Origin of the sequence: Parapedobacter brassicae (assembly GCF_051400755.1) — a bacterium.
Lineage (GTDB): Bacteria > Bacteroidota > Bacteroidia > Sphingobacteriales > Sphingobacteriaceae > Parapedobacter.
The window spans coordinates 872,159-896,167 of the sequence record NZ_JBLFFL010000001.1; the positions used below are offsets into that span (position 1 = coordinate 872,159).

Below are 24,009 nucleotides of genomic sequence, written 5' to 3' on the forward strand. Positions count from 1 at the left end.
GTGACCAGCTGTCATCGTCAAATTATCTTGCGTAAAAACCGCCGCAAATTACTGAAATAATTTATCTATCCGTTCAAACCCATATCCCCTCGCCTGCAACTCCTTCATCAACATCGGCAGCTTGTGATACAATTTATCCGTCCGCCTTGGGTCGGTGCCCAAATGTATTAATAACATAAAACCATTCAATCCGTTTGTCTGCTCAGCCTCATGCGCCAGCACCTGTTCATAAAGCCCCTGTGCGTCTGCATACCGCTTGCCCATTTCCGGATAGGTATAATCCGCTGCGGTGCGCACACCGGGCGTAAAATTGACCAACTGTATACCTCGCTCCGCTGCCCATTCCACGATGCGGCGATTGTACCACTCATAGGGCGGCATAAAGAAGCGCGCTTCTCCTTCCCTGACACCCCATTTGGCCATCTCGGCATAATTCGCCTCCAGATCCCGGTCAAAATCCGCCTTGCTCACCAGCAAGCTATCCCGCTTGGCCCAATCGCAATACAGCAGGTGCCTGTCCGAATGCGGACCAATATAGTGTCCATCGGCCACCATCCGCTTGATCGCCGCGCGATTATCCGGTTCACGCAGGTAATTCCCCGTTAAAAAAAAGGACGCCTTGACCCCCTCACGGTGCAATGCCGTTAATATAAACGAAGCACCCTCCCCAAATTCGTCGGCCGTAAAGACCAGCGCCAGCTTCCGTTGGGTGCTATCCCCCCGGATCAGGCACCCATAGGCATCGCGCACTACTTTTTTGGCTGAGCCGCCTCCACAGACTCCTGTTCTTTCGCCGCCAACAGATAGATCAACGATGCCGTGCCATCCATCGTCGGCTCATTCGTACTATAGTCGCCATAATCGTCGTGATACACCGCCAGATCCGACTGAAACGGCGCATGCGCATCCACCTTGGTCAGCTGTATGCCGATCAAGCTATTGAATATGCTTCCGTATACCGGTCCGTCTACCAATCCGCCGTCAATCGGGAAGTTCCCCAAATGCGTAAAGGCCGAATGCGGATCCCTGGGTGTATCGCCCCACGCCGGAAGACCATACACCATGCTCGTGCCCCAGGGATTGCAACCAAAGAGCCAGTCGACATTGGCCTGCTCCAGCTGCGCATACGTTTCATCCCCCGTCAGTTCCCGATACCACAGGCATTGGATGGCAAACGACGTGGTGAGGTTATTGCTGCACCAAATAAAGGGCACGCCTCTGAAAAACGCATTCTGCTCCGCTCTCGCCCACACCTGCTCAATACCCTTGCGGTAATACGAGATGATCTCCTCCCGGCCAGCGGAGTCGAGCTGCTTGGCCAGTTCATAGTGGCCCAGGTTGATAAACGGATACCATTGGTAATGCGCCGCGGTATCCCGCTCCATCCAGGGCGTCACCTGTTCCTGCCGCGCATAGCCCAGGCCTTCCCGCAAAAATGCAGCATCCCCGTTTACGCTACCCTGCGTAGCCGCCGCCAGCTCCATATCATCCACCCAATTGTCTTCTGCATAGATATAAGGCGACTTCACCGAGGCGGTCTGCGTGACGCCCGGTTTCCGCTGGGCAAAGGCATATGCCGTCGCCGCCTTTTCGCGCATCTTGCGCGCGTAGGAAGCCTCCAGCATTTCAAACACCTGACTGCCCAGGGTAAAGGCACTGGTAAATTTCGCCGCCGTAGAGCTCGTACCTGTCGTGTTGTTCATAAACTTGCCCCGTTGCTGCGGCTCACCGCTCACAAAATATACCGGTCGCTCATGGCCCCTTCCATAGAAATCATCTTCGGCAGGCAGGCGCATGCTGGCATGATCGCGGTCGTCGGCGATCTGGTTAAACAGCAGCTGCGGTTCCGGATGCATCTTCAGCAGCCAATCCAAGCCCCACTTCGCTTCATCCACCACATCCGCCAGCCCATTGCTCCCGTCCAGTCCATTCGCCTGCTGACGATCCCCAAACGCTCCGGGGAAATCCCGGTATGCCGCCAGCAGGTGGTACGTCGCATTCGCCGAAGTCGTCGCATATTGCAGGTAATCCGAGGCATCGTGCCATCCGCCCCCCACATCGATCCGTGTACTGTCCGGCAGACCGGCCTCCGCGGCATATACCGTAAAACCATCATGCGTATGGCAACTGTCTTTCAAAAAGGGGTTAAACAGCGTACGTTGCTGGCGCATGTACCGCAACGCGAAATCCGCCGCCCCATCATATACCTCGGCTGCGACGCGGAATTGAGGCGAACGCGCGCCATCCACCTCCAGGTAATACGTACCTGTATCCGCATAAGCCGAAAAATCCAGCCGATAGGAAGAAGCAAACGGACCATAAGCGCCGAAATCCTTGCCCGCCTTGCCCTTGAATACTGGCTCCCCGGTTTGCGCCGATACCAATGCAAACCTGGATACCCGCTGCGCCCCCTTACTGCCCAATACCGCCACCTTGCTACCCTGCGGCAGATACCCCAGTTGGTTGATGCGTATCCAAGCCCGCCGTTCTTCAAGACCATATTCCAGGCACACCACCTTACCGTCCATCGTGCTGGCCACTAATCGTTTCCCGTCCAGCACCAGCATGGGATTCACCATCCCGTTAGACAATTTATACTGCCAGGCCACCTCGCCGCTTGAAGCATTGAGGCCGCTCACCAATCCCGAATGGCTCGGGATGAATACCAATCCGTCCTTGGCCGAAATAGCTGAAGGCGTGAGTTCATATGGCAGCTGCAGCGTCGACCGCCAGTCGATCTGCATGGTATCCGCGGTAGTCGACACCCCCAGCACCTGTCCATCCATCGTCTTCACATATACCAAGCGTCCATCCTCGGATAGTCCCATGGATTCCCGCACCCGTATGCTGTCTATCTTTTTGCGCCAGATCTCCGCACCGCTAGCCGCATCCAGCGCCGTCATGTACCGATCCGGCGCTACGATGAACACCCGTCCGTTGACCCCGACGGGGTAGCACGCCGCGGGCGACAGCATCCGGCTGGCAGACCCATTAGACCATTCCCATTTCAACCGGCCGGTTACCGGATCGAGTGCATAGAACCCATTCCCCCAAGAGCCGAAGTACAGCGTATTGTCATACCACAGCGGCTTACCCGATACATAGCCCTTCACCTGGTCAAACGACCAGCGCAACCGGCCCGACCGGATATCAAACGCCCGGAATTTCCCGTCAGAGGCCCCGATGTAAGCCACACCATGGTGCACCAAGGGCGATCCCAACACCGCCTTTTCAGCAGCGTGTTTCCACAGCAGCTTACCCGTCTTGGCGTGCAGGCAATAAATAAAATGATCGGACGATCCCACCACGACGAAATTCTTCCAGACAACCGGAGTAGCATACACCTTGCCCCCCGTCTGGAAGCTCCACGCTTTCCGTCCGGTACGGGCATCCAGCGCATACACCTGCCCCGCCGTGTTCGCCGTGATCACCAACTCCTTATAGGCTGATAATCCCGCGCCGATATCGCTTTCATCCTGAAAGGCCCATGCTTCCCGCACTCCGGCAAACCGCGTATTCACCGCATAGTCCGGCCGGTGGTACAGTTTGCGCTCCGCGGCAAAATCATGATCCTGCAACGGGATGATCGCCCAAGGCTGCTTAGTCCCCACGCCGGGGTTGCGCTCTTGATAAGTTGCCTGTCCGTCAGCAATCGTCACGATGTTATACCCCCCTACGGAATCCTTCGCTCGCAGGTTCGAGCGGCCCATGATGCTGGGAATGCCCTCAAAGTCATATTGCTTATTCTGATGACCGTGCCCGCAGAAAAAGAGCTGCACGTTGCGGGTCTTCACCCGGTCGAGCGCCTCGAACCAGTTGTTGAGCGACGAATCCTGCGGATAATGATTGATATAGATCAGCGGCATATCCTGATCAGGATGCGCCGCAAACAGCGAATCCATCCATACCAGGTTTTCGCGGGGCACCTGTCCAGGGCTCATCCGCATATTCGGACCCGAATTGGTGCCCACGAAAAAAAAGCCCTTATGTTCAAATGCAAACGTCTCCCCGCCAAATACCTTGCGGAAGCTGTTGCCCCCGCTCTCCGACCAATTTGTGTCGTGATTACCCGGGATGACATACCAAGGGATGCGCAAACTATCCAACATCCGCTTCGCTAAGGCCAGTTCTTCGTCTGAGCCAAACTCCGTGACATCGCCGGATAGGATCACGAAATCCAAATTGGGATTGGCGTTGATATCCGCTACCGTGCGCCGCAGGTCCTCCTCACCCGTGGCACCCCCCACATGCGTATCCGTCACATGGGCGAATTGGAAGGGCTGGCAAACGCCGCAAAACGTCACCAGCCACAGTACCCATGTCAGCATATAGCGTTTTACCATACCGCACTCAACCCGTTTAAAGCATTATTCAAAATCTTCGTAAAGCAAATATTTTTTTCTCATTGCCTTGTAGGCGGTCAACTCGGCAGCCCAAGATGCCCTGATCTCGTCCTCCGTCTGTCCGGCGAGGATCTGTTTCCGCAACTGGTCCGTACCGGCGAGCTTGTCGAAAAACTCCGGACGGGCGAAGAATTTGTCCTTGAAAGGTGCCTTTTCGTAAAAATCGAGCAAGTATTTCAGCGTAAACTTTTCCTTGGCAGCGTCCACCTTACGCAGGTCAACTCCATAGCACAAATTACCCTGTTGCTCCACATGCGCAGCCATGCCTGGGCGCGTACCGGGCGTGAAGGTAAACTCGCCAAATACCGGATCGGGGTAGCCCACCACTTGGAAAGGCCAGTCCGTGCCGCGACCAATGCTAAAATCGGTTCCTTCGAACAAGCAAAGCGACATATACAGCCTTACCGATGTATAGTTCGGCAAGCTGGGCGAAGGAATCACCGGCAGCTCATAGGGCGTGCTGTGGTCCCAATTTGCCACCGGGACCACCTCCAAGTCACACGGTTTTCCACCATCAAGCCAGCCCTCGCCATTGATCATCAGCGCCAGCTCACCGACAGTAAGCCCGTGAATCATGGCGATTTTGTGGTAGCTGATGTTCGCTTTAAACTTATCGTCTTTCCGCACTGGACCATCCACCTGGTCGCCATTCGGGTTTGGTCTATCCAACACAATGATCTTCTTGCCTTGGTTTGCACAAAGCTGCATCACCCGGTGCATGGAAGCCACATAGGTATAAAACCGCGCGCCCACATCCTGTAGGTCGAAAATCATCACATCCACAGAGCCCACGATGGAATCGGCCTTTTCGTTCTCGCCATACAAGGTATGCAGCGGCAGGCCGGTTTTCGCATCCGTTGTATTATCCACTTTCTCACCGCGCTCGATATCGCCCCGGAAGCCATGCTCCGGAGCGAAGGCGAATTTCAGATCAACCCCTTCCTCCAACAAGACATCCACCAGGTGACGGTCGCCCACCACGGAGGTTTGGTTACCCATCAAGCCCACTTTCTTGCCTACCAACAAGGGAAGGTATCGGTCGAGTTGGTCGGCGCCGGGAAGTATAACTGCTGAGTCAACATTGTCCGTAAGCGTTGCTTTCCGACTGGAGGCTTGACCACATGACAATGCCGCCGTTAAAAGCCCGATTACACTAATTACAGAAATAATAGTTTTCATGAGTTTTCTTTTTAACACCGAGGTACCCCATTCGAAATTATCATACCTTGACGTTATTGGAGGTGCTATTCCCATCCCGGATTTTGTATCAATTCAATACCTTGATCCTGATACAATTTAATCTGATCGAGCGGTATTGGATCCAAGTACACCCGGTCATTATCAAACACCCGATAGGCCTGAGGTGCTGCTGGACGGATGTATCCTTCGGTACCACCGCCCTCGATAACCACATTTGGCAGCGAAGATGAGTAATCTGCCTTATTTATCCACGCTCCCCGATTGATATCCGGACGCGAAGGATTATCGGTATATTCCAGTTTCTTCCACCTCGCCAAATCATCAAATCGAAAACCCTCCATTGTCAGCTCAATTCTACGTTCCCTTCTGATTTCCCATAACAATGAGGAAACCTCCGAATCTTTATCCGGATCGGTGTACGCCACTCCGTCAATGGCCGGCATGCCACCAACAACCTGCAAGTCGGGCATATCGATTCCATTACGTTTGCGCAACACATTGATTGATATATCCAAATCCTGTTGCGTCAATGTACCCAACTCTGCAGCAGCCTCAGCATAGTTCAACAGCACTTCGCCATAGCGTATAATCGGTGCGTCCGTTATATTTTGATTTTGCAATCCAGCAGGGGCATCCTTTAATTCCTCGTTGAGGAATTTATGAACGACATAACCACTTGTGGAATAATTCGGATAAGGAAGATCCGGATCGCCGTTGAGCCGCAATTCAGGTGCAAATGTCTCATGCATCCTGGGATCCCTATCTGCCATCACGTCTTCAATCGATTTGTCTCCAGCGTAAGCAGGGGATATCGATATAGGCAACCCGTCGTCCATGAGGTAGCTCTCCATAAGATCTTTGGAAACTCCGGTTTGCGGCTCTCTATTGACATAGCTCATTAAACTATGCATGACTTGTGCCGTATTATACTGCCGATACATAATGATCTCAGGATTACCGGCCAAGTCTTCCGAGGTAAACAATGCCCGGTAATTTGGTCCCAATGCGTATCCGCTGTTCATCACCTCCGATGCTGCCCATTTTGCAGCCTCTAAGTAGGTTTGTGCTTTCGCTTGATCGATATCATGATACTTGAGAAATGTGCCTTCAAAGAGGAAAACCCGAGACATAAAGGCCAGCACAACATCCCTGTTGATAATTAATCCCTTTGGTCCGGTCTCTTCGTCCGCTACGCGCACGTTTTCCGCGGCAAACTGAAAATCTGCCAACACATTATCCATCACCGTTGTGCGCGGATCACGAGGACGATACAGTTCAGGAGAATCCTCTTCTAGCACTTGGTCATACCAAGGCACATCGCCAAAAGATTTCACCAAATTGGCATATTCTAAGCCACGGAGAAAACGTCCCACTCCCGTCCAATGATTAATGGCTTCTTCATCCATTGGTACCCGCTGGATACGATCAATATACAAGTTTATTTTCCTCACTTGCGTGAAGGACCACCCCCCACCGGAAGCAGGCACCACCGAAGTAAATGTAGACGGATTACCCGGTGCAAAATCATCATTCAGCGACTGCCCCGAGAAGTAGCCTCCCCAACCTAAATCATATCCGGCAGAATAACCGGGAAAAACGGTAGTATAAAAACTCCACGTAAATGTCCGCACATTATTTTCATTCGTCCAATAGGTCTCGTCTGTCAACCCATCAAGGGGTAGTTTATCGAGAAAATCATCCTTGCAACTTCCCAATACCATCAGGGAAAGCACCATTGTCGAGATAATATATATTTTCTTATTCATGACTTTTTCTTGATTATAACGTTACCTGGATTCCAAAAGACAGTGTTCTCCGATAAGGATAAACGCGCCCAAATGACGTTAGGTCTGTTTGTTCGGGGGTATAGTCGATCTCCGGATCAATTGGCATGCCCACGTTCGAAAACTCAAATAAGTTCTCGCCGCTGAAATAAATACGAACTTGACTCATTTTAGCCCGGGAAATGAGCTGCTGCGGAAGTGAATAACCCAATGTGATGTTTTTCATCCGAAGATACGACAGATCCAGCAAGTATCTCGATTGTGTCCTGAAATTGAATGCATCATTCCGTTGGTTGGTCTGCGAGATACGTGGATAAAACGCATCAGGATTTTCCGGAGTCCAATAATCGGTTTGATGGGCATAGAATGCCTCCGTACGATAACCCGGAATGAATATGGGGCCTGAAGCCCAGAAGTCTCGTTTCCCGACACCTTGTAAGAAGGCATCGAAGTCAAAACCTTTCCACGATGCTCCTAGTCGAAAACCGTATTGCCACCTGGGTGTAGAATTACCAATTACTTCAAGATCTCCGTGATCATCAAGCGTAGAAGAACCGTAGTCAATTACGCCATCCCCATTTAAGTCTGTATACTTAACATCACCCGGTCCATACTGAAACCAAGACCAAGCAGCATCCTCCGCCGAAATCAGCGGGCCCTGAGTTGCAATGCCGTCATTGAGTATCCAGCGTCCAAGCTCATTCTGCCCTGAAAAATCACCTTCCGTAAAAAGTCGATCAGTCTGTAATCCCCAAATCTCGCCCAGAATCTTCCCTTCATAATTGGAATTGACATTTTGGGTTGTATTGGCAAATTTCGTGATCTTTTCCTGGAAATCAGACAACATTCCCATCGCGTTCAATTGCAGGCCGTTGTCAAATTGATGATTCCAATCGATGGCCAATTCCCATCCACGTGTTTGCAATTCACCGTAATTCCGCCGAGGAGCACCCGCGCCGAATGAAGAAGGAAGTGTAATGCCGGGACTCAGCATATTGCTGGTAGTGCGGTCATACCAGTCAAAAGTAAGACCTAAGCTGTTACCTATGAAACGCGCATCTAACCCCACATCCAACGTAGTTACTGTTTCCCAGGTCAGGTTGGAGGAAACCGGCGCCGGAGTTCCGATGGTCAATTTATTTTCATCACCTATCCACCATCCGGAGTTTTGGGTATCCATAATCGGTATGAACGGATACAGTACCACATTGCTATTTCCACTTCTCACCACATCCTGATTACCCACGCTTCCCCAAGATGCCCTTACTTTCAAGAAGGATAAGGCTTTTGATATGGGTTGCATAAACTCCTCCTCGGTAAGCACATAGCCGGCCGACATAGAGGGGAAAAAGCCCCATTTTTGATTGAGCGGAAAGCGCGAAGAACCATCATACCTTCCATTAAACTCCAATAAATACTTATTCTTATAAGCGTAGTTAATCCTACCGAAGAACCCTAATGTTGACCAATGTCTCCGGTATCCACCAACAAGTTGCTCCCCGGTAGCGAGTGAAATTTCTCCGAGCTGGGGATCAAACATTTCCTTTCGATGGGACATCTGACCATTATATTCAAACAATTCCAGGTCTCCTCCAGCGAGTAGCTTGAAGTCATGATCATTCACCTTCTTTCCGTAGGTGATAAACATCTTACCCGTATTGATTTCATCCCAATTGGAATTATACTGAACCCGGTCATAGGAAGCCGATTGATAATTTTCCAAATAATTCAATGTACCTGCCCAAAAGTCAATTCCAGAAGTCCCACCGCCGACAGAGCGAATGTGCTGGTTTAAGCTGGAATACGTATAATCAAAATCAATCGTCAAATCGGATATCGGCCGCAAGGTAACTCCTCCGGATACCCGGGTATATTGCTTTTTGTCGGAATCCATCTGTGCCTGTTCCGTTTCTGTCAGTGCACTCCGAAATGGCTTGCCCTCGTAGGTACCATAAGGATATACAGCAGGCCAACGGTACAGATAATACCAAGGGCCGTACGTCGCATTAGAAAAACTAAAAGGGGTCTCGGTTACCGTGTTAGAGAAAATGACTTTACCCCTAGCGTCAATCCAGTCATTTATTGCCGAATTAACCCCCAAAGAAAGGTTATACCGATCAAATTTATCAGGCTTCACCTTGAGCACGCCATCTTGCCCTTGATAGCCCAAACCGAAATTATAGCTTGTTTTTTCACCTCCTCCAGAAAAGGAAAGGTTGTGCCGTTGCTGCGGTGTCCAGGTTTTCATATACCGCTCGTTCACATCCCATGGCCGATAAAAAAACAATTTATTATCCCGGATTTCAAAATCACGACCCATTACCATTTCATCGCCTAGTCCAGTTCCATCGCCATACTGATCTACCCATTCACGGATTTTTTGCAGACCAACTTCGTCGAAGGACATACCCAGCATGGAAAACTGAGATATGTCAGGATTATTTGCCGTCCGCCTCAACGCATCAAGTATCATTTCCGTACCTTCCACACCCCCTGCAATTTCAGGTGTTTGGGTCGGCGTTTGCCATGCGAGGTTGTTACTGTAGGAAATCTTACTTGGTGCTCCTTTCTTACCTGATTTTGTCGTAATCAGAATAACACCCCAAGCACCCCTTGTCCCGTAGATAGAGGTAGACGCAGCATCTTTAAGCACAGAAATGGACTCAACATCATCTGGGTTGACCAACTGCAAGCTTTGAATTTCCACGTTGTCCAACAAAATAAGCGGTTTTGCTCCTGCCGCATTGAGCGAACCGGTCATACCACGTAGCCGGATATTTGCATCTCGGCCCAAATCGCCACTGGCGGTCGTTATTGTCAAACCCGGAGAAGCTCCCTGTAACCCCCTGGCCAAATCCGCCACCGGCCGTTGTCCAATGGTTTTTTCCACATCAATCGTCGCGACAGCTCCTGTTAGGTTAGCACGTTGCTGAGTTCCATAACCTACGACGACCACCTCATCGAGCGGATTGCTTGAAACTAGGCTCACATCGACAACTGTACTTTGGCTGACCGTTCGTTCCACAGGTTGTGCGCCGATGTAGGTAAAAACCAAGGTCTGTCCTTCTCCAGCAGCAATAGCATAACGACCATTATCGTCGGTGCTGGTGGTCGCCCCTGTTTCCTTCACCCGTACGGTGGCACCGACCAAAGCCGATTGGTCTTCGGCTGCGGTCACTGTCCCCGAAACAGTCTTTTGTTGTGCCATCACATAGGGGGAGACGAAAAGCAGCCCCATGCATAGCAAAAGTAGTGTTCGTTTCATACTTGATTTAGTTAACAATTAGGTGAAAATATGTTGATTATGTGATATTAGTTTAAGAACGTTGTGTGTTAGTTAATTATATGCTTTTGATATTTCTACTTACGCTAAATCAGATTTAGTTTCAGTGTCGATTGATCGTTTAGTTACCCAAATGAAACCTCGCCGCTTCGCATATTCGCTTTTCAATTGGTCACACAAGTATAGAAACTATTTTTGAAATTATGCATGTTCTTGCATGTTTTTTTTTATTCATTCACAAAATTGAGCAAAAAGACACAATAAGTTAACTTATGCCGCTGTTATTCGACATAAAAACGCATAACTATGATAATATTCGAGAGTGGTGGTGACGTACGGCGGTGGATGCGGGATGGCTGATCTTGAATGGCGTGGTCATTGGAAACTACGGTCTAAAGGAGCAGTCGGTGAAGATCCCGCTTGAGTATGATCGGCACATCTAACCCGACGCGTGGGCTACATCCCTTTCGGGTAGGATCGGAGCGGCCGCATCCCCCTGTTTGCCGTTGTCATATAATGGCAAGGCGAGAAAAAAAACCGAGCCTCGGCCCAGTTCGCTTTCCGCCCAGATACGTCCATTTAACCGGAGCGCGAGCTCACGGCACAGAAAGAGGCCTAATCCAATCCCCTTTTCGCTTTCGGTGCCGTAAGTCGATTGGATATGGCCATTGAACGCCTGCTTTACGTCTTCATCGGTCATGCCTACACCATCATCGCGCACAGCAATCGTGCACTGTTTGTTTGCGATATCCTCCATCAGCGACAGGGATACCGTACCGTTTTGGGGAGTAAACTTCAGGGCATTGTTTACGAGGTTGCGGATGATCACTTCCAGCATTTCGGCATCCGAAAGCACGTTGATTCCCTCCTCGACGTTTAGCTGGATAGTTATTCCCTTCTTCTCGGCGATGAACGCCTGCACCGCCAATACCCGCTCCATCACCATCCCGGGCGCTACCCACGTGAGTACCGGGTTGATGCCCTTGATCTGCCCGGATACCCAAGCAAGCATATTATTGAGCAAGTCGGATGTATTGCGGGCTGCAATCAATAAATCATCTTTGAGTTTTTTCCGTACATCAAGGGGCAGGTCTTCCGTTGCGAGGATTTCGAGCGTGCCGGTAATGGCGTTCAGCGGATTCCGCAGGTCATGGCCCAGAATGGATATCAATTCGATCTTTTCGCGATTGGCTTCGGTCAATAATTGGTTCTGGGACCGGATCCGCTCGTTTTGACTTTCGATTTGCTTCGCGTGGGCCTCGGCCGCCGCCCGTTCGCGCTCGTACCCTTTCCGGAGGTAGCTCGTTGCAGCAAAGATGCAGACGACGACAATCGGAAAGGATGTCATCAGGTCAAAAAAACGCGCGCTTCTAGCGTCGTATTCAGCAACCACTACCGCCGGGTGGAAGTATTCAATCAGCAGCAGACCCGCCGGTAGCAGGATATGCAGTACCGTCCAGACCCATTGCAGCCGTATACTGGTGAATGCGATCAAGAGCTGATAGGTAAGCAGGAAAAAGTAAAGCGCAGGCCCCGCACTGCCGCCGTTATACAGGTAGGTGAAGATGATCAGGAAATAACTATAGATGGCGTATACATGCAAGCCCATACGATGCAGGCCCCGGTAGCGCGATAGACTGAACATCGTGATCAACATGACCTCGGTCACGACCAGCGCGACCAAGATTTCCCATAGGCCTAGGTAAATGTCCAGCGGGATCAATACCGCCAGCAGCGCGATCGTGTACAGCGATACGACATTGAAGCTGCGGTTTTCGTGCGGCAATTCACCCGGTTTCCCCACCAGTGCCTGCCAGCTTGTCCTCATTAGCAACTCAAAAAATGACCGGGAGTGTCTGCCTTTCAATAGCAATTTTCAATTTGTGTACACCGAATTGCAAACTTAGTTGAAAACAATCTAATTTCCATGAATCCAAGTCCACATTTCTGTCATAGTAGCCCCATAGTCAAAAAGCCTTCGTGACGGGTATGCGGCGCAAGGTGAATGAAGTGGTACAGGCGTTTTTGGAAGACAGGGTAGCCGCCGGTTATTTCTCCGAGCCCAGGCTGGCGCTGACGGTTTATCTGGAGCTTCGGCGCGAGCTGTCTGTTGGCTCGTTTTCCATTGCCGATCTGGATAAAAGCCTCGCGGTGCTTACACGGGCGGGTGGACCGCTGGTGCGCTCGAAGCTGGATACGCAGCTGCGTTATCATGAGCCGCTGGCAAAAAAGAAACCTAAATCCGATATCTAGCTGGTAAAGTAGAGAAAGCGACCATTGAAAGGATTTTACAAAAGCGAAAAGCCCGGCCTTTTGGGATTGCCGGACTTTTCTATCAACCTAAACCTATACAAATAAACGCAGAGCGACGGCGTGTATTGTGTTTGACAATCCCAAGTACTTGGATTTTATAAACCAACTGCTTACCTTTAACAAAAACGGACGCGACCTGGGCCTGAAATAAGGGGATAATTTTTGGTTTGAGCGATTACGGATATCTTGGATAAAGATTTCGAAGAGATCAAAATGTTGGCTGGTGCTATAGACGAAGAATCGGATTAAAACGGAGGCAATGAGATATCCATATCATTTTGGCTCCGCAATTGTGTGTCAAACTTAACCGAAACAGAGACTAAACCGAATCAAGAAATGTTTGAAAACCGGCTTAATTGATACCAATTGGGGGGCCCATTTGGAACCGCCGAACCGACAAGTCAAGAACTAAATTAATTTTATCATGCATATAATCGAAATCGCTAATTTATTAAAGAAAATACGGCCAAAGCTGGAATTTCAGCGGACTATTTTAAATACCGGTAATGCCAAAAAGAATTATTTAAATGGCCTTACAAAATTTAGACTTCTAATTCAAGATCTGGCGGCAGTACCAGCACTAGACGTCTCTCTTGAACCGATTTCAAAGTCTTCCATTTTCCAAACCGATTCTGATGAACTGTATATTACAGATCAAGAGCTAGGTGCTCTTGATAGGCAAATGGAAAAGTTGCATTTTGCGTTAGATGCAATCATTTCATTAGGAGAAACGTCCGATTCGCACGAAGATCATATTAGAATAAAATTGCCCCCATTCCAAACCTTTGAGGATCTCCAAAAACTTTCGGGGGACTTAAAATTAGCAATTGAAATCCCGCTAAAAAATAGCAAACTGGATACCTCTGTTAGCATAAATAAATTGGAACCGGGCTCCACCTGGCTCGTAATCGGATTGGGAGTTCGTTTAGCTACACAATTCTTGGCCGACTTAGCGAATTTGGCTTTGAACATCAGAATGAAAAAAAGCGAATCAGATAAACATATGGAGTATGCAAAACAGATAAAGGCAAACACTGAAATGTTGGATGCTATCTCTAAATTAACGCGAGAATCTGTTGATCAGTACTTGAATGAACAAACTAAACAACTTCAAAATAAATATTTCGATCAAAAAAAGAGCAATGATATATTAAACGTTATAAAAACCTCTACAGAAACTTTTGCCAATCTCTATGAGAAAGGAATGATTATTCAAAGTACCATCCCCAGCGCTACTCAGAATGATAAAAACTTGGTTGAATTTCCTTCTTTGGATAAAATACGATCCATCAAGGAAGGTGTAAAGCAAATTTCTCCGGGCGAAAATGATGCGGAAGAAAAAACAGAGAACCCTAAGATTCGTAAACACAACCATGTAAACAAATCCCCGATTCAAAAAAAATCATGAGGTACAACGAGGACTTATTATACAATCATCAAGAAAGATTTTTACCCTCCAAGCCAGATCGAATAAAAGCTCAAATGAGGGTGATATCCGATGCTGAGCCATATGAATTTGAAATTTCATTTCCAAAAAAGACCAACGGCGACAGCATACTATTAAATCACAGGGTAATCACCGATAACGGAGATTTTAAATATATTGCACCTAATGACTTTGAAGATTCTTCGGGGATGATGCATAAAGCGATCTATGATTGGTCGGTAACCGTAATGAATAAATTATCTGATTTTAAAAAGCTATATGGAAATGGCTTTGAATAACCAATGCCTCAAAGAAAATCTCTATATATTATTTATTTTTGTCAGTAATTAATCCAAAAATTGGGTCGCCAATAAAATATCCAATAGCAAAACAACTACTTATAAAAACCAAAATAACTATTATCCAGTGAAAGATATGGACTTGTTTTATGTTGTCGCGTGTTATAATCCAAATTAATAATACAAACAGACATAGCGAATAACCAAAAGCCATGATGAACCGATAGTATACGTGAGGATCATAAGCGACTTCTTTTTGTGAGAATATTTGAATGCTTCCTATTGAGAATAGCGCGACCGCAGAAAATATAGCGAGGATTTCCACAGATCTCCTTTCTTGATTGCGCATCTTTGCCGATGACTCATTCACGTCTTCAACTACATATTGTAATTTGTCATATACCGAATCTAATGTGTCGTATTTGAGCTTTCGCAACTGTAATTCGTCCTTTGACCTCGACGTTTGGCCATAGTTTAGGGGTAGTAAAAAAGACGAAAAGAAAAATAATTTGACCTTAGGGTACCCGTCGATAGTTATTTCGTAATCCGACTGGCATTCTCCGAATGGCATTTGTATCGGCAAAAAACTTTTAAACCTACTCCACTTTAATGTCTCTTCAAATTTGCCTAGTGTCTTGGAGTACAGAGCCAAGAAAATTTTAAACTGTTTATATTTTTCTTTGTCAACCAAGTTATTAAGCAGAGCCTCAATTTTTATTCCAATAGTCTTTGCTAGCTTCTCCCAAGGAAAATAATTCCGTACATTATTGATATTCTGATGATTGCGTATTCCATCATATAAATCAACACATTGCTGATACGTAATTTTTGAATTTTCACATTGAAGCGATACATCATTGTTAAATAAGTAAGAATAGGTGACTTTTCTGGCATATTCGTCCAGTCTCAATGAGGACAACACTGGCTTCTTACTAAATTCTGTTAGCAGATTCGACGTCTGTTCCTTATTCTTTGTATCATCCTTATAGATTTTTATCAAGCCATGAAAGTCTTTATAGCAATAATTAGCTTGTAGCTTTTCATATATGCTTTGGACGCGCTTACGTTGTTCCGATTTAAAATTTGAAGTAAAACCATAATGGGTTTTTATAAGGCCGTCCCATTTGGTTAGACTTTCATCAATTGAAATACCGTCAACACTTAGTTCCCTGTCAGCCTGTTGATCAAAAGAATATATGAGTTCTGCAGCTCCATCGGCACTTGTGGTCTTAATTCTATACAGAATCTTCTTAAGAAGGAAGTTCAGTTTCACTAAAATTGCACTTTTTAAATTCTCGTCTTTAATCAGCAACTCGCTCACTTCTTTTTCCAGAAAAAGCAGATCTTTAACTACGTTCTCATTTTGATGATAACGAAAATGCTCTATTCTGGTAAAATATATTGTATGTTCAAATGCTCTAGAATATGCCAAAACATCTTGATCTGTATCATGTTGCTTTTCTCCTATTTTGTCTCCTCGGAATAATTGCCTCTTATGTTCAAGGTCAAACTGAACCCGCAAATCACGTGCAAGATAATCGATATGGAGTTTAATGGTATGTTTCAGGGGATGTAAAATATTATCGAAAAATCTACTTTGCAATTCAAGCTGAATTTCTCCATTCTCCTTAATTTCAATTTGACTAGACACTTTTTCGAGAAAGATTTCAAGGTCTCTGATACTGAGACTTTCATTATCTTTGTCAGACAGACGGCAATATTCTCCACTTAATATTAACAGAGTATAATATTTGAAAATTTCTGTTGAGGCATTAATAATATTATTTACCAAGACATCTTTATAAGTGTCTGCGGAAATCCCACTTGGCACTTTTAGCCAGTTTTCATGAAAAAAATCCGATTCAAGCTTAGTTATAAGAGTGGAGATAGGTAAAATATACTCCATAGGCGGGTTAGGTTAATATAAGCTGTACAATTTAGTCTCCTGTTGTATAAGTTCTTTACTAATTGGCTTTGAATAAAACCCTGAGTTCCTTGCTTGCTCAAAAGTATATCTCCATGAAAACCACCGATGACTTAACTCAACGAGGTCAAAAGGCGGCAACGATATAAGATCAAAATTTTGTGTTTTTAGATTGTTGACAATTTCATCCATAACAAACGACTGTTCATGTTGAATGTCGTTCAAATTCGAGCCAGGCCTTATTAGCAACTTAAAATTTGTAACATCAAAATGCTCCAATGTTGACAAGGCATTATACACTTCACTTTCGACATGCCCATATGGCATAGCACGAAAATCATCGAAGATTTCTAAAGCTTCATGGCTGGTTGAACAAGCAAAAAAATGCAGCTTTACAACCTTGAGCTTGCTTAGGTCGTTCGATAGATGATTATTAAATTCATTAATGCTAGTGTTATGATATTCGCAAAACCATTCCATCAATCTCTTGAGAAAATATTCGAACAAAATGATTTTTGGAGTCATATAATGAATTTCTACACTGTTAATTCTAAGATATAATTATGTCAATATCAATAAAGTAGATACGATTCGGCTAGACAAATGTTTTGGTTACCGCTTACTCGCCCTTATCTCGAAAGCAGCTATTAAATATAATTGTTATATTTAATAATAGCAAAGGTAAAATTTATTTTTTATCAGCTTCGAGAAAATACCATGTTTTATTCTTTTTTAACAGAAATCGGTTTGCTGTATGATAAAACAATTTCAGAAAAGCGAAAAGCCCGATGTTTTTGGATTGCCGGACTTTTCTATCAACTGGATCTATCTCGATTAAACGCACAGATATAGCATCCATTAACAAAAATCGGAGGCCTTTTAATCAAAGAACCTCCGACGGTCTGTCTCTACTTTCAATTACGGTTCTATGGCTTATCCCACCACACAGGCTCGCTGAGATAAGTTGGGTTTCCCGCATTAGGATTCGCCGCGCGTACTTGTTCGCTATTGTAGTTGATTTCATAGCTTGCCACCGCAAATCGCCTTGGCCAGTCGGTTGCCGTTGGGTACGCCTCCACATAGACGTGCGAGGGACGCTTGAATCCTTTGTAGACGCCTGCGGCTTCGTTATAATTACCCGAGGCATCCGTACAATAGTCCATACGCCTCAAATCCGCCCATTGCTCTGGCGAATAAGAAAGTGCAATATATTTCTGAATCATAATATGGCTCAACGTGAGGTCACTTGGATTTTGAATGACCGATGTGCTGTTGAGAAAGGCGTCGATCTCGCCACCGTCAACACCCATAATGTTCATGTGTGATCGTATCCCAGCTTTATATGCAGCCAGTGCTTCGCTGGCCTGACCTTGGCGGAATTTCACCTCTGCTTCAATGAAACGCGCCTCAGCATTCGTGAACAATAGCCCTTTCCCTCCCCGCTGGGTGTACCACACACCCGTTGACAGCTTCCGGGGGCTACCCTTATACATCCCGTCGGCCACCCGCATTTGGATGTACACGGAATCCGCATTAGAGAATTTCTCGTCATCGGCACTATAAGAATATTGGGCGGGACCGGTATTGGGCAATTCTGATGTCATATCTACTCCTTGCGATAATCGGAACGTGCCGTCAGGTTCCTGCGAACGGGGGATCAGAAGGGTCAGCCTCGGATCTACCATATCATTAGTCCCCGTAGGCGCACCCGTATAGTTATTGGTGATATAATCTACATACAGCTTGGTGACGCGCGCGGTCAATCCCGTATTTTGATATTGCAGGGCGGACTTTGCCAGATTAGTGGTCGTCTCTGATTCATCCACATATTGCATGATCGAACTTTGGTCATCCGTCTGCGGACCATTGGCGAGCGCACCCAATACCGCTTGTGAATCGTAAGACGCCTTCTTGGTCAAATGGTTGAGCTGACGGGCTTTCAAGCCGTATGCAAGCCGGATCCAATTATCCACCCGGCCACCGTTCAAAATGTCGCCTTCGGCCAAGTCGGGGGCCCCAACTTCTTGCGTTTTCCCTAAATCAGCGATCGCCTCATCCAGCAGTTCGAGGACTTTGCCATGGATATACTCGCCGTCGTCAAATTTAGGCGTAATGGTGCTTACATCATCGAACTCATCGTAAGGCATCATGCCATAAAAATCTGAAAGCGCTGCAAAACCCCACGCTTTGATAATCTTCGCGACGCCGATATAATGGTAGGCGCCAACTTTCTCCGCAGCGGCAATGGTAGGCGTTATATTCACTGCGCAATTGACATACCAAGCCTGCCAGGGCCAATTGGCGCTGGATTCGTTGGAGTACCAGCGGGTAAGATTCCAGTTGTTGTTGATGGCATAGGTAACCGCCAGCTGTTGCGTTAAGAATGCCGCCCTTGTGCCAGCACTTTCGTAACCGTCTGAAAACTGTGCTAACAATGGCGGGAGGCGCTGTTCTGGTGTAGGTACGGTAGAATTAGCCGAATTGGGGTTGTCATTGATGTCCAGCCACTTTTCGCACGATGCAAAAATGAAAGACAACATGAAGATATATATGATTCTTTTCATCGCATTAAACTTAAAAATTAACATTCAAACCCAACGTAAACCCAGCTGTATTGGGCACGCCGGCATAATCAATCCCAACAGAACCTGATCCGATCACTCCGGCACCGGCGGCACTGGTTTCCGGATCCATCCCCGAATAATTGGTGAATAACAGCAGGTTGGTTCCTGTAGCTGTTACGGACAACCCTTTAATAAAACCCGTCCGGTTGAGCAATTGTTGCGGAAGTGCATATGATAAGGAGACACTACGCAATCGCAGCCAGTTGACGTTTTCAACAAAGAATGGCGTGTGATTCAAATAGATATCGCGGTAATACCGCTCATCGGCAGCAACCTCCCTCGTGACAGCCTCGTATTGACTGGTCTCCGGATTAAGCGACATGCCGGTGAATGTAATGGTACTGCCTCTATTTTCCGTCATTTTACTCAGGCCATAGGCGGTCAACAAATACTCCGTGGCATTGTATACATCACCACCTTTGCGGAAATCAAACAGGAAGGACAGATTCCAGTCTTTATAGCTTAATGAATTGTTCCATCCGCCAATGAAATTGGGTTCCCTATTGCCAATGGGCAGAGTGGCCAGCGTGGAGGTGAGCGGGTATCCGGTATTCCAATTCAGCAATAAATTACCCGCTTCATCCGTTTGCCATTTGGATCCGCTAATGCCCATGAAGTTTCCGTCTCCGAAAGAAGCAGCTTTGCCATTACCGACCTGTACATCGGTCACATACAAAATAGGCAGCGCGCCGGGCAATTCCTTCACTACTCCTTTGTTGTGAGACAAATTCAATGTGGTTTCCCAATTGAAATTTTCCCGTTTAATCGGTGTAGCATTGAGCGTCAGTTCGACACCTCGGTTTTCTATTTCACCGGTATTTACATAACTCAATATATACGCTGTGGCATTACTTACGCGAGGCTGCAAAATCTGGTCTTTACTGTTATTCACGTAGTAAGCAAAATCCAACCCCAGCCGATTCTGCAAGAAGCGCAGTTCTGTGCCTATTTCCATGGAAGTGGTAGTTTCCGGTTTTAACTGGTCATTGCCCCGTGTCCAATAATTTCTAAATCCGCCGCCGATGGTCAATTCGGGACCGAACAGATAGGTATTAGTCTGATAAGCCGGGGCATCCTTCCCAACCCGCGCCCAGGATGCGCGCAGTTTACCAAAAGACAAGATATCATTTGGCTGGATTAACTCGGAGAACACAAAACTGCCGCTGAATGACGGATAAAAAAATGACCTGTTTTGTATGGGAAGCGTAGAAGACCAATCGTTCCGCCCCGTGACACTTAAGTATGCCATATTTTTGTATCCTAAGCGGATATCGCCATATACGCCCACCAAACGCCTTTCTGTGATTGCCTGGTTGAAATATTTGTTCTCTTGCTCTGCATTGTTCAGCGAATAGAAATTGGGAATGACAAAATCCTCTGCCCTTGCCGAATTGGATTTTATCCGTGTATCTTCCGATGTAGTCCCCAGTAATAGATTGAAATCCCAATCCGCCGCAATGGTTTTATGGAAATTCAGCATCAGATTCGAATTGATATAATTGTAACTTCTATCCGTTTCCGAAAGCATCCCATTCTGCCAGGCCTCTTTTACACTCGATCCGGGGACAGTCAAACTGGAAAATCCGGTGGTATAATTGTCTATTCCGAGCCGGTAAGTGGCCTCAAACCAATCTGTTATCTTTACCGTGGTGTAGGCAGTCCCGATAAACCGGTCTGTTTGATCCTTTTGTGGATTTCTGTTGATGATCCAATAGGGATTATCCGTGTCACTATCCAAAGCAAGGTCAGGAAGCAACCGATGCTTTGTCCCATCGGGATTCAGCCAGTTTTTCATGTCATCATTCCGCGGCCAGGCAATGATGCTCTCCATATAACCACTTCCATTGGATCCCCAGAGACCACTTCCCGTCAGTGTTTTACGGGTATTGCTTTTGGCATAAGAGGCATTGACACCGAACGTGAAAATTCCCGCTTTCTGTTCTCCGTTAAATCGGACCGTACTCCGACCATAATCGGTTGTGGGAACTACCCCCGACTGGCTAAGGTTTGAAGCGGACAAATAGAAGTTTCCATTGGGACTACCCCCGGAAACACTGAAACTATTGTCGTATGCATATGCCGTTTCGAAGAAATCGCCCATATTGTCATAGATTGGTTCATCGGCCGCAAAACGGTCACCCCACGAACGCGAAGTTTGATCAGTGAATGTTCCGTTGTAATAAGTCCCTTGCTTATACATCGCTTGCTGCTCAGGAAGCTTATTCACCCAATTGGACATGAACCTCGATGATACCGATACGTTCGTCCTACCCTCGGAGCCTTTTTTAGTGGTAATGATAACCGCGCCCGCGGCGGCCCGAAGCCCATACAATGCCGCAGCGGCAGGACCTTTTAGTATCGATATGGATTCGATATCCTCCGGATTGAGGTCCATCGCACGGTTACTGTTGGTGGTCGATAAGTTGACCGAACCGTCAAAAGCACTGTTATCTCCCTGACCGGTCGAATTGTCCATTGGCATCCCGTCAATGACAAACAATGGTTGATTGTCACGTTCAAGAGAGGTGCCCCCGCGGATAACAATGGAAGCCGACGAACCCGGTGCACCGCCAGCGTTGGTTACGTTCACACCGGCTATCTTACCATTTAATGAGTTGATAACGTTGGGATTCTTGTTCTTTAGCAATTCATCAGATTGTATTTCTTGTGCCGCATAACCCAGCGCCCTTCGTTCCCGTTTAATTCCCATAGCCGTCACAATGACCTCGCCGAGCGCCTCGGCTGACGGAGACAATGCCACATTAATGACTGATGCCACGCCTACTTCGCGTTCCACAGATTCAAAACCGACTGATTGAAAAATAAGCGTTCGGCCTTGTTGCACCGAAATCATGTACGCCCCCGATCCATCTGTTTGAGTCCGGGTGCTGCTCCCCTGTATCGTCACCGTCACCCCCTTCAAGGGCTCACTGGTTTCAACACTTGTCACTTTGCCGGTTACGGTTTTTTGTTGCGCCATTACATGGGGGGAAATACACATTAGCCCCATGAACAACAGAAGTAACATTCTATTCATGTTTTGAAGATTTAATTAAGTGATTTTATGATTGATTAAAGTGCCGTCTGCGTTTTTAGTTGATTGTAAGATTTTATTACTTCATATCGTTTAGTTTTAGGTAAAAAGCAGGTTAAATGATGATATCGAGAACGAATAACAACTCCCAAGCAGTTTTAACTCAAAAATCTATCCTACGTCAATTGGCAACAGGTCAATACTAATTGGATATGCAAGTATAAAACTAAATTTGGAATTTTTGCATGTTTTTGCATGATTTTTTTTATTCATTCACAAAATTGAGCAAAAAGACATAATAAGTTAACTTATCTCATGTGTTCTTCGACATAAAAACGCATAACTATGATAATATTCGAGAGTGGTGACATGCGGCGGTGGACACAGGAAGGCCAATCAAAAAATTAGTAATATTGTCAACGTATTACCATAATTTTAAGTAATTTTGTCAACAAGTTGACGATTTTATATGAAATTACTGCCGAGAACAATAGAATCCCAATTGAAAGCACTTATTGGGCAAAATAAGGTTTTGCTGATCCTGGGTACCCGACGCGTGGGGAAGACCGTGCTGATCAACAAATTGGTCAAAGAATACAATGCCCCTGCTGTCGTATTGAACGGAGAAGACCTGGATATTCAAGAATTGCTCCAACGGCGAAGTGCTGCCCATTATCAAAAGATCGTGGGGGCTGCTAAACTCTTGGTGGTGGATGAAGCACAAGCTGTGCCGGAAATCGGAAAAATTCTTAAGCTGATGATCGATACCCAACCCGAATTGACAATAGTCGCCACCGGTTCATCTTCATTTGATTTGCTGAACAAAGCGGGAGAACCGCTAACCGGACGCAAAATCCAGTTTCAGCTTTACCCGATTGCGCAAATGGAGCTGAAGGATCGGGAAACTTTTCTGGAAACCCGGCAGCACCTAGAAGAACGCTTGGTGTTTGGCTCTTATCCTGAGGTGTTATCGCTACCCTCTTATCGAGAAAAAGAAAACTACCTATATGAATTGGTTCAATCTTATCTACTGAAAGACATCCTCTCTTTCGAAGGTATCCGCCAAGCCGATAAAATAACCAAGCTATTGAGACTCGTCGCGTTTCAAACCGGCAGTGAGGTTTCTTATAATGAGCTAGGCAATCAGCTGGGTATCAGCAAAAATACCGTAGAGAACTACCTGGATTTATTGAGCAAGGTGTTTTTGATCTATCGTCTATCCGCATACAGCACGAATCAACGCAAGGAGATTTCCAAAGGATCAAAATGGTATTTCACGGATAATGGCATCCGGAATGCCATTATCAACGACCTGCGCTTGCTAGATATACGCCAAGACGTGGGTAGCTTATGGGAAAACTATCTCATCACCGAACGCATAAAGCGCAACAGCTACCTTAACGAACATGTCCAATATTATTTCTGGCGAAATTACAACCAGCAGGTAGTGGATTTGATCGAACTGCACAGCGGAGCACTTCATGCTTATGAATTTAAGTATAATAGCAAAAAAACGGTAAAAATCCCCATGGCATTCAGCGGTGCTTACCCGGCTGCGACCTTTACCTGTGTATCCAAAGAGGACTACTTGGATTGGATCGGTGGTTAACCGTCCAATAACCCGCATCGGCAATGTCGCGGAAGGGAACACCAAAAACGCATAAACTATCAATAGTGGCGTTAATAAATCCAAAAAAAGCCGCCCCTTGGGCGGCTTCT

Annotated in this window: 14 protein-coding genes; 4 read left to right on the forward strand and 10 right to left on the reverse strand. The window is 46.7% G+C overall.

The window, feature by feature from the left end; all coding sequences use genetic code 11:
- Positions 1-48: 48 nt before the first annotated feature.
- The 6 genes from ACMGDE_RS03585 to ACMGDE_RS03610 all read right to left on the reverse strand — a co-directional run bounded on the left by ACMGDE_RS03585 (position 49) and on the right by ACMGDE_RS03610 (position 12,498).
- Entirely contained in the window at positions 49-750 is a 702-nt protein-coding gene (locus ACMGDE_RS03585; protein ID WP_436831385.1) for a polysaccharide deacetylase family protein, read from the reverse strand.
- The gene (locus tag ACMGDE_RS03590; RefSeq protein WP_436831386.1) at positions 750-4,343 is read right to left on the reverse strand and encodes a glycoside hydrolase family 9 protein; all 3,594 of its coding nucleotides are present in this window, start codon (positions 4,341-4,343) and stop codon (positions 750-752) included. Before ACMGDE_RS03590 ends, ACMGDE_RS03585 begins: the two co-directional genes overlap by 1 nt.
- A gap of 24 nt (positions 4,344-4,367) precedes the next feature.
- Complete coding sequence (locus tag ACMGDE_RS03595) at positions 4,368-5,582, reverse strand: exo-beta-N-acetylmuramidase NamZ family protein (RefSeq protein ID WP_436831387.1); 1,215 nt, start codon at positions 5,580-5,582, stop codon at positions 4,368-4,370.
- 65 nt (positions 5,583-5,647) lie between these two features.
- Positions 5,648-7,369, reverse strand: a complete 1,722-nt coding sequence (locus tag ACMGDE_RS03600) for a RagB/SusD family nutrient uptake outer membrane protein (protein WP_436831388.1) — start codon at positions 7,367-7,369, stop codon at positions 5,648-5,650.
- A gap of 13 nt (positions 7,370-7,382) precedes the next feature.
- Entirely contained in the window at positions 7,383-10,652 is a 3,270-nt protein-coding gene (locus ACMGDE_RS03605) for a SusC/RagA family TonB-linked outer membrane protein (RefSeq protein ID WP_436831389.1), read from the reverse strand.
- A gap of 457 nt (positions 10,653-11,109) precedes the next feature.
- Positions 11,110-12,498, reverse strand: coding sequence for a sensor histidine kinase (locus ACMGDE_RS03610; protein WP_436831390.1), 1,389 nt, complete (start codon positions 12,496-12,498; stop codon positions 11,110-11,112).
- Positions 12,499-12,659: 161 nt separating this feature from the next.
- Between ACMGDE_RS03610 and ACMGDE_RS03615 the strand changes: the two genes are divergently transcribed.
- The 3 genes from ACMGDE_RS03615 to ACMGDE_RS03625 all read left to right on the forward strand — a co-directional run bounded on the left by ACMGDE_RS03615 (position 12,660) and on the right by ACMGDE_RS03625 (position 14,708).
- Positions 12,660-12,923, forward strand: coding sequence for a hypothetical protein (locus tag ACMGDE_RS03615; RefSeq protein ID WP_436831391.1), 264 nt, complete (start codon positions 12,660-12,662; stop codon positions 12,921-12,923).
- A gap of 484 nt (positions 12,924-13,407) precedes the next feature.
- On the forward strand, positions 13,408-14,391 hold the full coding sequence (locus ACMGDE_RS03620; RefSeq protein ID WP_436831392.1) for a hypothetical protein: 984 nt from the start codon (positions 13,408-13,410) through the stop codon (positions 14,389-14,391).
- Positions 14,388-14,708 carry a hypothetical protein gene (locus ACMGDE_RS03625; RefSeq protein ID WP_436831393.1) on the forward strand — a complete coding sequence of 107 codons (321 nt, stop codon included), beginning with the start codon at positions 14,388-14,390 and terminating at the stop codon, positions 14,706-14,708. The genes ACMGDE_RS03620 and ACMGDE_RS03625 overlap by 4 nt, the downstream gene beginning before the upstream one ends.
- 28 nt (positions 14,709-14,736) lie before the next feature.
- Here ACMGDE_RS03625 and ACMGDE_RS03630 read toward each other — a convergent pair whose 3' ends face one another.
- The 4 genes from ACMGDE_RS03630 to ACMGDE_RS03645 all read right to left on the reverse strand — a co-directional run bounded on the left by ACMGDE_RS03630 (position 14,737) and on the right by ACMGDE_RS03645 (position 22,293).
- Positions 14,737-16,614 (reverse strand): hypothetical protein, encoded by a 1,878-nt coding sequence (locus tag ACMGDE_RS03630; protein WP_436831394.1) that lies wholly within the window; start codon positions 16,612-16,614, stop codon positions 14,737-14,739.
- Between the two features lie 12 nt (positions 16,615-16,626).
- On the reverse strand, positions 16,627-17,157 hold the full coding sequence (locus tag ACMGDE_RS03635; RefSeq protein WP_436831395.1) for a hypothetical protein: 531 nt from the start codon (positions 17,155-17,157) through the stop codon (positions 16,627-16,629).
- A gap of 401 nt (positions 17,158-17,558) precedes the next feature.
- Positions 17,559-19,196, reverse strand: a complete 1,638-nt coding sequence (locus ACMGDE_RS03640; protein WP_436831396.1) for a SusD/RagB family nutrient-binding outer membrane lipoprotein — start codon at positions 19,194-19,196, stop codon at positions 17,559-17,561.
- Between the two features lie 10 nt (positions 19,197-19,206).
- Positions 19,207-22,293 carry a SusC/RagA family TonB-linked outer membrane protein gene (locus tag ACMGDE_RS03645; RefSeq protein ID WP_436831397.1) on the reverse strand — a complete coding sequence of 1,029 codons (3,087 nt, stop codon included), beginning with the start codon at positions 22,291-22,293 and terminating at the stop codon, positions 19,207-19,209.
- Positions 22,294-22,792: 499 nt separating this feature from the next.
- Between ACMGDE_RS03645 and ACMGDE_RS03650 the strand changes: the two genes are divergently transcribed.
- Positions 22,793-23,899 (forward strand): ATP-binding protein, encoded by a 1,107-nt coding sequence (locus ACMGDE_RS03650; protein WP_436831398.1) that lies wholly within the window; start codon positions 22,793-22,795, stop codon positions 23,897-23,899.
- Positions 23,900-24,009 lie beyond the last annotated feature (110 nt).

Bases quoted from the DNA above. Each gene is read 5' to 3' on its own strand.
- ACMGDE_RS03590 (WP_436831386.1), bottom strand. From the start codon at position 4,343: ATGGTAAAACGCTATATGCTGACATGGGTACTGTGGCTGGTGACGTTT.
- ACMGDE_RS03595 (WP_436831387.1), bottom strand. From the start codon at position 5,582: ATGAAAACTATTATTTCTGTAATTAGTGTAATCGGGCTTTTAACGGCG.
- ACMGDE_RS03600 (WP_436831388.1), bottom strand. From the start codon at position 7,369: ATGAATAAGAAAATATATATTATCTCGACAATGGTGCTTTCCCTGATG.
- ACMGDE_RS03605 (WP_436831389.1), bottom strand. From the start codon at position 10,652: ATGAAACGAACACTACTTTTGCTATGCATGGGGCTGCTTTTCGTCTCC.
- ACMGDE_RS03610 (WP_436831390.1), bottom strand. From the start codon at position 12,498: ATGAGGACAAGCTGGCAGGCACTGGTGGGGAAACCGGGTGAATTGCCG.
- ACMGDE_RS03615 (WP_436831391.1), top strand. From the start codon at position 12,660: ATGCGGCGCAAGGTGAATGAAGTGGTACAGGCGTTTTTGGAAGACAGG.
- ACMGDE_RS03620 (WP_436831392.1), top strand. From the start codon at position 13,408: ATGCATATAATCGAAATCGCTAATTTATTAAAGAAAATACGGCCAAAG.
- ACMGDE_RS03625 (WP_436831393.1), top strand. From the start codon at position 14,388: ATGAGGTACAACGAGGACTTATTATACAATCATCAAGAAAGATTTTTA.
- ACMGDE_RS03630 (WP_436831394.1), bottom strand. From the start codon at position 16,614: ATGGAGTATATTTTACCTATCTCCACTCTTATAACTAAGCTTGAATCG.
- ACMGDE_RS03635 (WP_436831395.1), bottom strand. From the start codon at position 17,157: ATGACTCCAAAAATCATTTTGTTCGAATATTTTCTCAAGAGATTGATG.
- ACMGDE_RS03640 (WP_436831396.1), bottom strand. From the start codon at position 19,196: ATGAAAAGAATCATATATATCTTCATGTTGTCTTTCATTTTTGCATCG.
- ACMGDE_RS03645 (WP_436831397.1), bottom strand. From the start codon at position 22,293: ATGAATAGAATGTTACTTCTGTTGTTCATGGGGCTAATGTGTATTTCC.